Annotated in this window: 4 protein-coding genes; all 4 read left to right on the top strand. The window is 74.9% G+C overall.

Features of this window, described 5'->3' with window-relative positions; all coding sequences use genetic code 11:
- Positions 1-4 precede the first annotated feature (4 nt).
- The gene (locus tag ACFW6P_RS31700; protein WP_386425724.1) at positions 5-7888 is read left to right on the top strand and encodes an SDR family NAD(P)-dependent oxidoreductase; all 7884 of its coding nucleotides are present in this window, start codon (positions 5-7) and stop codon (positions 7886-7888) included.
- 86 nt (positions 7889-7974) lie between these two features.
- Entirely contained in the window at positions 7975-9042 is a 1068-nt protein-coding gene (locus ACFW6P_RS31695; protein ID WP_386425721.1) for a glucose-1-phosphate thymidylyltransferase, read from the top strand.
- On the top strand, positions 9039-9824 hold the full coding sequence (locus tag ACFW6P_RS31690) for a futalosine hydrolase (RefSeq protein ID WP_386425719.1): 786 nt from the start codon (positions 9039-9041) through the stop codon (positions 9822-9824). Before ACFW6P_RS31695 ends, ACFW6P_RS31690 begins: the two co-directional genes overlap by 4 nt.
- Before the next feature lie 292 nt (positions 9825-10116).
- Positions 10117-11888: type I polyketide synthase (locus ACFW6P_RS31685; protein ID WP_386425716.1), on the top strand; the 1772-nt coding region annotated here is incomplete at its 3' end.

Raw genomic sequence — 11888 nt, 5'->3', positions numbered from 1 at the left:
GTCGGTGCCGTCGGTGCCGTTCTGGTCGACGGTGACGGGTCGGTGGGTGGAGTCCGCGCAGACGGATGGCGGGTACTGGTACCGCAACCTGCGTCAGACGGTGCAGCTGGAACCGGCCGTCACCGCGTTGCTCGGTGAGGGGCTTGGTGCGTTCGTGGAGATGAGCCCGCATCCGGTGCTGACGGTTCCGGTCGCCGAGACCGTTGAGGCGGCCGGGTCGGACGCGCCGGTGATCGGGTCGCTGCGCCGGGGTGAGGGCGGCCTGGACCGTTTCTACCTCTCCCTGGGAGAAGCGTGGGCGGGGGGTCTGCGTGTCGACTGGACGCCTGCCTTCGCGGGGCTGTCGCCGCGCCGGGTCGACCTGCCCACCTACGCCTTCCAGCGCAGCCGTTACTGGCTGGAACCGGTGGTCGCGCACCAGGGTGCCGACGACGTGGGCTTCGGAGGCGTCGACCTGGTCGACGACGGGTTCTGGGCGAGCGTGGAGAACCACGACGTGGACACCCTGGCCGAGAGCCTCGGGATCGAGGACGTGCGGTCGCTCGCCGAGGTCGTCCCCGCGCTGTCCTCGTGGCGGCGTGACCGGCTCAACCGTTCCACGCTCGACGGCTGGCGCTACCGGGTCGCTTGGCGGCCGCGTGTCGAGCAGTCCGCGCGCGTCGAGGAACTGCCCGGCACCTGGCTGATCGTCGTGCCCGCCGGACACGAGAGCGACCCGGTGGTGCGGCAGGTGCAAGAAGCGGTCGAAGCGCGGTCGGCCGGGGCGCTGCTGCTGGTCACCGGGCCGGACGCCGCTGAACGCGACCACATGGCCGAACTCGTGCGCGGGCGCGTCGACGGCGTCGCGGTCGGCGGTGTGCTCTCGCTGCTGGCCCTGGACGAGTCGCCCTGGTCCGCGGAGGGTGTGCTGCCCACCGGTCTGGTTCTGACCACCGCGCTGCTCCAGGCGGTCGGTGACGCCAAGGTCGACGTGCCCGTGTGGTGCGCGACCCGCGGTGCCGTCTCCGTGCACCGCGGCGACGTGCTGCGCACCCCGCTGCAGGCCATGTGCTGGGGGCTGGGCCGGATCGCGGCCATGGAGTACCCGCAGCGCTGGGGCGGCCTCCTCGACCTGCCCGAGACGCTGGACACCCGAGCGGCGCGCCGGCTGGTCGTCGCGCTGTCAGGATCGCTGGAAGAGGACCATCTGGCGGTACGGCCCTCGGGGCTCTTCGCCCGTCGCCTGATCAGGGCCGGCGACGGCCCCCGGCCCGAAGGTGCCTGGCGGCCGTCCGGTACGGTCCTGGTCACCGGTGGTACCGGTGGACTCGGCCGGCACGTCGCCCGCTGGCTCGCCCGCGCCGGCGCGGAGCACCTGGTGCTCGCCTCCCGGCGCGGCCCTGACGCCCCCGGGGCCGATGAACTCGTCGCCGAGCTCGCCGCGTCGGGTACCCCGGCGACCGTCGTCGCCTGCGACGTCGCCGACGCCGACGCGGTGCGGCGCCTCGTCGACGACCTCCCGGGCGGGGGCACGCTGACCGCCGTCGTGCACACCGCGGGCATCATCGACGACGGACTCATCGACGCGCTGACCCCGCAGCGGGCCCACGGCGTCCTGCGGCCCAAGGCGGACGCGGCGCTCGCGCTCGACGCCGCCACCCGGCATCTCGACCTCGACGCGTTCGTCCTGTTCTCGTCCATGGCCGGCACCCTCGGCGGCCCCGGTCAGGGGAGCTACGCCGCGGCCAACGCCTTCCTGGACGCCCTGGCCGCGCGCCGCCGGGCCGAGGGCCTGCCCGCCACGTCCATCGGCTGGGGCACCTGGGCCGGCGGTGGCATGGTCGGCGAGGAGGTCGCGGAGCGGCTGCGCCGCGACGGTGTGCCGCCGATGGACCCCGAGCTGGCCATCGCCGCGCTGCAGAAGGCGCTCGACCAGGACGAGGAGTTCCTGATCGTCGCCGACGTCGACTGGAAGCTCATCACCGCCCGCGCGTTCGCCGCGCTGCGGGAGTTCCCCGAGGCCCGCGCGGCCGTCGTGACCGACAGCGTGGAGCGGAAGGAGACCGACGCCGTCGACGGGCCGCCGCTGGCCCGGCGGCTGGCTGCCCTGTCTCCCGCCGAGCGCCGTTCGGCCCTGCTGGCCGAGGTCCGTACCCAGGCCTCCGCGGTGCTCGGCCACGCCGACGCCGACGCCGTGCCCGACGGACGCGCCTTCCGCGACCTGGGCTTCGACTCGCTGACCGCGGTCGAACTGCGCAACCGGCTCGCCGAGGCCACCGGGCTGCGCCTGCCCGTCACGCTCGCCTTCGACCACCCCTCCGCGAGCGCCCTCGCCGCCCACCTGGACGGTGAGCTGTTCGGCACGGGCACGACCGCCGACGACCTGCCCCGGCTGCCCACGGCCGCCGTGGACGACGATCCGGTGGTCATCGTCGGCATGGGCTGCCGCTTCCCCGGCGGGGTCACCTCCCCGGAGGAACTGTGGCGGCTGGTCGCCGACGGCACCGACGCCATCACGTCCTTCCCCGCCGACCGCGGCTGGGACGTCGAAGGGCTCTACGACCCCGACCCCGAGCGCATCGGCCACTCCTACACCCGGCACGGCGGGTTCCTGCACGACGCCGACCGGTTCGACCCGGCGTTCTTCGGCATCGCGCCCCGGGAGGCCGTCGCGATCGACCCGCAGCACCGGCTGCTGTTGGAGACGTCCTGGGAGGCGTTCGAACGCGCCGGGATCGATCCGGACCGGCTGCGGGGCGCACGCGCGGGCGTCTTCGTCGGCTCGAACTACAACGACTACGGCAGCCGCGTCCGGCAGGCCCCGGAGGAACTGGAGGGCTATCTCGCCACGGGCAGCGCGAGCAGTGTCGCCTCCGGTCGCATCGCCTACACCTTCGGCCTGGAGGGCCCGGCGGTCACCGTCGACACCGCCTGCTCCTCCTCGCTGGTCGCCCTGCACCTCGCCGTGCAGGCCCTGCGGTCCGGGGAATGCGAACTCGCCCTGGCCGGCGGGGTGACCGTGATCTCCACCCCCGACACCTTCGTCGAGTTCAGCCGGCAGCGCGCCCTGTCGCCCGACGGCCGCTGCAAGGCGTTCGGCGCGGACGCCGACGGAGCGGGCTGGGCCGAAGGCGTCGGCCTGCTCCTGCTGGAGCGGCTCTCCGACGCCCGCCGCAACGGCCACCCCGTGCTCGCCACGGTGGCCGGGTCGGCCGTCAACCAGGACGGCGCCTCCAACGGGCTGACCGCGCCCAGCGGACCCGCGCAGCAGCGGGTCATCCGGCAGGCCCTCGCCTCCGCCGGACTGTCCCCGCGGGACGTGGACGCCGTCGAGGCGCACGGCACCGGCACCACCCTCGGCGACCCGATCGAGGCGCAGGCCCTGCTCGCCGTCTACGGAACGGACCGGCCCGCCGAACGGCCGCTGTGGCTGGGCGCGCTGAAGTCCAACATCGGACACACGCAGGCCGCTTCGGGTGTCGCGGGCGTCATCAAGATGGTGATGGCCATGCGGCACGGCGTCCTGCCGCGCACCCTCCACGCGGAGCAGCCCTCCCCCCACATCGACTGGTCCTCCGGGGCCGTCCGGCTGCTGCACGAGGAGCGGGACTGGGCCGCCGGCGGCACCCCGCGCCGCGCGGGCGTCTCCTCCTTCGGCGTCTCCGGCACCAACGTGCACGTCATCCTGCAGGAGCCGGACACCCCCGAGCCCGCGGAGCCGGCCGCCCCGGCCGGCCTGACCCCCGGCGTGCTGCCCTGGCTGCTGTCCGCGCGCGGCACCGCCGCCCTGCGCGCCCAGGCCCGACGGCTGCTCGGCCACCTGGCCGCCCACCCGGACACGGCCCCCGCGGACATAGCCCTGTCCCTGGCCACCACCCGCGCCCATCACGACGACCGGGCGGCCGTCGTCACCGACGACACGGACGTCCTCACCGAGGCGCTCACCGCCCTCGCCGACGGCCGCGAGCACCCGCTGCTGGCCACGGACCGGGCCCGCGGCGGCAAGGTTGCGTTCCTGTTCTCCGGACAGGGCGCCCAGCAGGCCGGCACCGGACGGACCCTGTACGAGCGGTACGAGGTGTTCGCCGACGCTCTCGACGACGTCTGCGCCCACCTCGAGACACACCTCGACCCCCGGCGCGACTCGCGGCTCGAACTGCCGCTGCGCGACGTCCTGTTCGCGGACCCGGGCACGCGGGAGGCGGCCCTCCTCGACCGCACCGCCTACACGCAGGCGGGGCTGTTCGCCGTACAGGTCGCCCTGTACCGGCTCCTGGAGAGCCTGGGCGTGCGTCCGGACGCGCTGCTCGGCCACTCCGTCGGCGAGATCGCCGTGGCCCATGTCGCGGGCGTCCTCACCCTGGAGGACGCCTGCCGGCTCGTCGCCGTGCGCGGCAGTCTCATGGGCGGGCTGCCCGAGGGCGGTGTCATGGTCTCCGTCCAGGCCGCCGAGGACGAGGTGACCCCCCTCCTCGCCGCGCACGAGGGCCGGGTGGCCGTGGCCGCGCTCAACGGCCCGCACGCCACCGTCCTGTCCGGCGACGAGGACGCGGTCACGGCGGTCGCCGCCGAACTGGCCGCCCGGGGACGCAAGACGCACCGCCTCAACGTCAGCCACGCCTTCCACTCGCACCACATGGACGGCATGCTCGACGCGTTCACCGCCCACACCGCGCAGCTCCGCTTCGGCCGGCCCGCGCTGCCCGTCGTCTCCACCGTCACCGGCCGTCCCGTCACCGCCGACGAGCCCTTCGACGGCAGCTACTGGGTACGCCAGGTCCGCGACGGCGTCCGCTTCCACGACGGCGTCCGCGCCCTCGAGGAACAGGGCGTCACCACCTACGTCGAGATCGGCCCGGGCGGCGTCCTCACCGCGCTGGCCGGCGACTGTGTCGACGGCGCCGCCACACTCGTGCCGACGCTGCGCCGCGACACCGAGGAGGAGACCTCGCTGACCTCCGCACTCGCCCTGCTGCACACCCACGGCCACCGCGTCGACTGGGACGCGTGGTTCGCCCCCACCGGCGCCCGCCGCACCGACCTGCCCACCTACCCCTTCCAGCGGCGCAGCTACTGGCTGGAGGCGACCGGCCCCGGCACCGGCCACGCCGACCTCGAACCCGTAGGCCACCACCTGCTGACGGCGGCCGTGGCGCTGGCCGACAGCGCGGCCACCGTCCTGACCGGCACCGTGTCCGTGGACGGCCGGCCCTGGCTCGCCGACCACGCCCTCGACGGCCGGATCCTCTTCCCCGGCACCGCGTTCCTCGACCTGGCCATGGAGGCCTGCGCCCACACCGGGGCCGCCCGCGTGGCGGACCTCACCCTGCACGCCCCGCTCGTCCTCCCCGAGAACGGCGCCGTCCACCTCCAGGTCTGTGTCACCGCACCCGACGACAACGGCGACCGCGCCCTGACCGTGCACTCCCGGCCCGCCACCCGCGACGACCACGCGCCCGGTACCTGGACCCGGCACGCCGAAGGCACCCTCGGCGGGTCCCGCACCACCACCCCGGCACCCGTGCCCGCCGCCTGGCCGCCGCCGACCGCGCGCCCCGTGGAGGTGAGCGGGCTCTACGAACGCATCGCCGCCGGAGGCTTCGCCTACGGGCCCTCCTTCCGCGGGCTGCGCGCCGCCTGGCGCGACGGCGACGCCGTGTACGCCGAGATCGCCCCAGAGGACGGCGAACACCTCCAGGGCACCGACCGGTTCCGCATCCATCCCGCCCTGCTCGACGCCGCCCTGCACACGGTGGCCCTCGCCGGCGACGGGACGGGCGGCACGGTCGTCCCCTTCACCTTCTCGGACGTCACCGTGCACCGGGCCGGCCCCACCGCACTGCGGGTCCGCCTCACCCCCGTGGCCGAGCACACCTACCGGGTGACCCTGCTCGACGGCTCCGGCCGGCCGGTCGCCGACATCGACGCCCTCGTGCTGCGCCCCGTGGACACCAGTGCCCTCCCGGCCGCCCCCGGCCGCGGAGCACTGCACCGGATCCGCTGGACGCCCGCCGCACCCGCCACGGCCCCGGCCGGTACCCCGCACGTTCTCGGCGACACGGCCCCGGCCCCCGCGGACGCCGTCCGCCATGCCGGCCCCGCCGCGCTGGTGACGGCCACCGCCGGGACGGCCGTACCCGCCACGGTCCTCGCCGCCGTGCCGGAGAGCCACCGGGAGACCGACCTCGGCGCCGCGACCCGGCACGTCACCGCGCATGCCCTGCGCCTGATCACCGAGTGGCTCGCGCAGGACGCCCTCGCCGCCTCCCGCCTGGTGGTGCTCACCCGGAACGCCGTCGCGACCGGCCGCGACGACGCACCGCGCACGGATCCCGCCCAGGCCGCCGTCTGGGGCCTGGTCCGCGCGGCACGCGCCGAGAACCCCGGACGCTTCGTCCTCGTCGACCACGACGGCAGCCCGGCCTCCCTGCACCGGCTGCCGTCCGTACTGGCCCTCGGGGAGAGCGAGATCGCCCTGCGCGACGGCGCCGTGCTGACGCCACGGCTCACCCGGGTCGATCCGGCCGGCACATCCGACGACGCCACCGGCCCCGTGTACGGCGACGGCACCGTGCTGGTCACCGGAGCCGGCGGCGTCCTCGGCCGGCAGGTCGCCCGCCATCTGGTCACCGCTCACGGGGTGCGTTCCCTGGTGCTCGCAGGCCGGCGCGGTGCCGCCGCCGACGGCATGCCGGAACTGCGCGAGGAGCTCACCGGACTCGGCGCGCACGTCACCGTCGCCGCCTGCGACGTCGCCGACCGCGACGCCCTGACCGCGCTGCTCGCGGAGGTGCCCGACGGCCGTCCGCTGACCGCCGTCGTGCACACCGCCGGCGTCCTCGACGACGGCATCGTGCAGTCGCTCACCCCCGAACGCGTCGACACCGTGCTGCGCGCCAAGGCCGACGCCGCCGTCCTGCTGGAGGAACTCACCCGCGACGACGGCGCCGCCCTCGTCCTGTTCTCCTCGCTCGCCGGCACCCTCGGCGGCGCGGGACAGGGCAACTACTCGGCTGCCAACGCCTTCCTCGACGCCTTCGCCGCACGCCACGACGCCCCGGGCCGGCGGATCCAGTCGCTCGCCTGGGGGCTGTGGGCCGAACGCAGCGGCATGACCGGCACACTCGGCACGACCGACCTGCGCCGCATCGCCCGCGGCGGACTGCGCCCCATGGACACCGGCCGCGCGCTCACCCTGCTCGACCTGGCGCTGCGCGCGCCGGAACCCTGGTACGCGCCCGCCGACCTGGCCCCGGCCACCCTGCGGGCGGCCGACGGCACGGTGCCCGACCTGGTCCGCGACCTCGTCCAGGACCGCACCCGGCGCCCGGCCGGGACACCGGCGGCCGACACCCCGGAGGCACCCGCCGACGGCGGTCTGCGCGCACGTGTGGCCCGACTCGCCCCCGCCGACCGGCACGCCGCCGTCCTGGATGCCGTACTCGCCCAGGCCGCCCTGGTCATCGGGCACGACAGCCCCGACTCCCTCGACCCCGAAGGGGGCTTCCTGGACAGCGGTTTCAACTCCCTGACCGCCGTCGAGCTCCGCAACCGCATCGGTGCCCTCGTCGGCGTACGACTGCCCGCGACCCTGATGTTCGACTACCCGACGCCGGAGCGGCTCGCCGCGCACCTCCTGGAGCGCCTCGCTCCCGACGACCGGCCCGTCGGCTCCTCACTCCTCGGCCAACTCGACTCCCTGGAAGCACAGTTCACCGGAGCCACGGTGGACGGCACGCTCCAGGACCAGCTCCGCGCCCGGTTGCGCCGCCTCCTGGACCGCCTGGACGGCGCCCCGCTGCCCGACCCGGCCGGCCTCCCGGAGACGGCGACGGCCGGCCCGGACACCGACGAGGTCTCCGACGACGAACTGCGCGCCTTCCTCGAGGGCGACCTCGACGAGGACTGACCCGGTCCCCGGCCGTCCCGGCCACGACGTTCCGGCCGGGGCGGCCGCCCCCAACCCCTACCCGTCACCCGTGATCTGGATGGAACATGAAGGCTCTCGTGCTCGCGGGGGGATCCGGTACGCGGCTGCGACCGATCACCCACACCTCCAGCAAACAACTGGTCCCGGTCGCCAACAAACCGATCCTGTTCTACGGCCTCGAAGCCATCGCCGAGGCGGGCATCACCGATGTCGGCGTCATCGTCGGCAGCACGGCCCCGGAGATCCAGGCCGCCGTCGGGGACGGCTCCGCCTTCGGCCTGGACGTCACCTACATCCCGCAGAGCGAACCCCTCGGGCTCGCCCACGCCGTCCTCGTCGCCGAGTCCTTCCTCGGCGACGACGACTTCGTCATGTACCTCGGCGACAACTTCGTCCTCGACGGCATCGGCGACGTCGTCGACGAGTTCCGCAAGGACCCCCGCGACGCGCACGTCCTGCTCACCCGCGTCGGCGACCCCACGGCCTTCGGCGTCGCGGTGACCGACGACCACGGCAACGTCGTCGACCTCGAGGAGAAGCCCCGCCACCCGCGCAGCGACCTCGCCGTCGCCGGCGTCTACCTGTTCACCACCGCCGTCCACGAGGCCGTACGGGCCATCCCGCCCTCCGCCCGCGGCGAACTGGAGATCACCGACGCCCTCCAGTGGATGATCGACCAGGGGATGACCGTCCGGTCCACCGTCATCACCGGCTACTGGAAGGACACCGGCAACGTCACCGACATGCTGGAGGTCAACCGCACGCTCCTCGAAGGCCTCGAGCCCCGCATCGACGGGTACGTCGACGAGGAGAGCGAGATCATCGGACGCGTCAGGATCGAGGCGGGCGCCGAGGTCCGCCGCTCCCGCATCGTCGGCCCCGCCATCATCGGCGCCGGCAGCGTGGTCACCGACTCCTACATCGGCCCGTCCACCTCGGTCGCGGAGGAATGCCGCATCACCCACAGCGAGATCGAGTACTCCATCGTGCTGCGGGAATCGTCCTTCGAGCACATCCGGCGCGTCACCGCCTCGCTCGTCGGCCGCAACGTCAAGGTCACCCTCACACCGAGGCTGCCCGCCGCCCACCGTCTCGTCATCGGTGACCACGGGCAGGTCCAGATCTCCTCATGAACCCCGTCCGCGTCCTCATCGTCACCGCGGTCGACGCCGAGCGCGACGCCGTGGGACACGGCCTCGGCCCCACCGCACCCGTCGCGGCCCCCGGCCCGCCGGGCCGCGAACTGCTCCGTCTCACCTGCGACGGGAGCACTCCCCGCGGGGAAGCCCACCAGATGCCGTCGGCCCTCCGACGCCGCCCGCTGACCGTGGACCTGCTCACCGGAGGAGTGGGCCCCGCAGCGGCCGCGGCCGCCACCGGCGCCGCGCTCGCCGTGGCAGCCGTCCACGACGTGCCGTACGACCTCGTCATCTGCGCCGGCATCGCGGGCGGGTTCGCCCCCGTCGCCCCGACGGGCGCCGTCGTCGTGGCCGACCGCGTCATCGCCGCCGACCTCGGCTGCGAGACCGCCGACGGGTTCCTGCCCGTCGACACCCTGGGCTTCGGCACCTGCGAGCACGCCTGCCCGCCGCACCTGTCCGCCGCCGTCGCCCGCGTCCTCGGTGCCGTCCACGCGCCGGTCCTCACCGTGTCCAACGTCACCGGCACCGAGGAGCGGGCCCGGACGCTGCGGAAGCACCACAGAGCCGCCGCCGAGGCCATGGAGGGCTTCGGCGTCGCCGAGGCCGCCGCCGTGCACGGCATTCCGATGCTGGAGGTCCGTACCGTCTCCAACGCGGTCGGGCCGCGCGACCGCGCAGCCTGGCGCGTCCCCGACGCCCTCGCCGCGCTCCGCGACGCCTTCGCGGTGCTCAAACCCGTCCTCGCCCACGGCGCCCCACCCCCCTTCAGCTGACCGTCCGGCCCCGAACTCCCGCATCCCCGGGTACCGTTCGGGGCCTTTCCGCACCGTGGTCACGGCACCGCGGGCCCTGCTCCGGGCTGCGCGAACGACGGCTGCGGCCGAACTCCAAGCGTTTCCCCAGAGAACCCCACCGGGCGCCGGAAAAGCCCCTCCGCCCGGGTCATGCTGTCCCCACCGCACGCGGAGCACACCGCCGGCCCCATGCCCACCGGGCGACCGGGCCGGCGCGCTGCGCGGCGCGCACTCCGTTCCGTCACCGAACCGAACAGCATGGGGGCAGTCCATGACGAATGAAGCGCAGCTTCGGGACTACCTCAAGCGGGTCACCGTCGACCTCCACACCACCCGGCGCAAGCTGCGCCAGGTGGAGGCCCGCGAGCAGGAGCCCGTCGCCATCGTCGGCATGAGCTGCCGCCTGCCCGGCGACGTGCGCACACCGGACGATTTCTGGGACCTTCTGCTCTCCGGGACCGACGCGGTGACGGACTGGCCCACCGACCGCGGCTGGCCCGCCCCCGAAGCGCAGCCGGCCCCCGACGGCGACCGCCGCCGCGGCGGCTTCGTGCCCGACGCCGACCGCTTCGACCCGGCCTTCTTCGACATCTCCCCGCGCGAAGCCCTCGCCATGGACCCCCAGCAGCGCCTGCTGCTCGAAGTGGCCTGGGAGGCCTTCGAGCGCGCCGGCATCGACCCCAGCACCCTGCGCGGCAGCCGCTCCGGCGTCTTCGTCGGATGCAGCGACCAGGGCTACGCCTCCGGCCTGCGCGAGGTCCCCGACGACGTCCGCGGCCACCTGCTCACCGGCAACTCCATGTCCGTCCTCTCCGGCCGCGTCGCCTACGCGCTCGGCCTGGAGGGCCCGGCCGTCACCGTCGACACCGCCTGCTCCTCCTCCCTGGTCGCCCTGCACCTCGCCGCCCAGTCACTGCGCTCCGGTGAGTGCTCCCTCGCGGTCGTCGGCGGCGTCACCGTCATGTCGGGACCCGGCGCCTTCATCGAGTTCGGCCGGCAGGGCGGCCTCGCCGGCGACGGCCGCTGCAAGGCCTTCTCCGACGACGCAGACGGCACCGGCTGGGCCGAGGGCGCAGGCACGGTCATCGTCGAACGGCTCTCCGACGCCCGCCGCAACGGCCACCAGGTGCTCGCCGTGCTGCGCGGCAGCGCCGTCAACCAGGACGGCGCCTCCAACGGTCTCACCGCCCCCAACGGCCTCTCCCAGCAGCGCGTCATCCTCGCCGCCCTCGCCAACGCCGGCCTGCCCGCGACCGAGGTCGACGCCGTCGAGGCCCACGGCACCGGCACCGCCCTCGGCGATCCCATCGAGGCCCAGGCCCTCCTCGCCACCTACGGCCAGGCCCGCCCGGACGACCGGCCGCTGCTGCTCGGCTCCGTGAAGTCGAACATCGGCCACACCCAGGCGGCCGCCGGCGTCGTCGGCGTCATCAAGTCCGTCCTCGCCCTGCGCCACGGGGTCCTCCCGCCCACCCTGCACGCCGAACGCCCCTCCACCCACGTCGACTGGACCGCCGGACACGTCAAGCTCCTCGACGAGGCCACCGACTGGCCCCACACCGGCCACCCGCGCCGCGTCGGCGTCTCCGCCTTCGGCCTCTCCGGCACCAACGCCCACGTCGTCATCGAGCAGGCGCCCGAGCCCACCGCGGACGAGCCCGCACCCGACACGGTCCCGCGCGCCCTGCTGCCGGTCCTCCCGTGGCTCCTCTCCGCCCGGAACGAGGAGTCCCTCCGCGCCCAGGCCGGCCGCCTGGCCACCCACCTCACCGCTCACCCGGACACGGACCTCTACGACCTGGCCGCCTCCCTGGCCACCACACGCACCGCCTTCGAGCACCGGGCCGTCGTCCAGGGCGAAGACCGGGCCGAACTGCTGGCCGGCCTGGCCGCGTTGGCACGGGGCGAGCAGTCCGCACCCCGCACGCTCGCCGGAACCACCCGGGAGGGCAGGACGGCGTTCCTGTTCTCGGGTCAGGGTGCGCAGCGGCCGGGGATGGGGCGTGAGTTGTACGAGGCGTTCCCGGTGTTCGCGGAGGCCTT

Source organism: Streptomyces sp. NPDC058741 (assembly GCF_042746715.1).
Classification (GTDB): domain Bacteria; phylum Actinomycetota; class Actinomycetes; order Streptomycetales; family Streptomycetaceae; genus Streptomyces.
The sequence above is the reverse complement of the archived record's forward strand: the minus strand, read 5'-3'. Positions and strand labels throughout refer to the sequence as shown.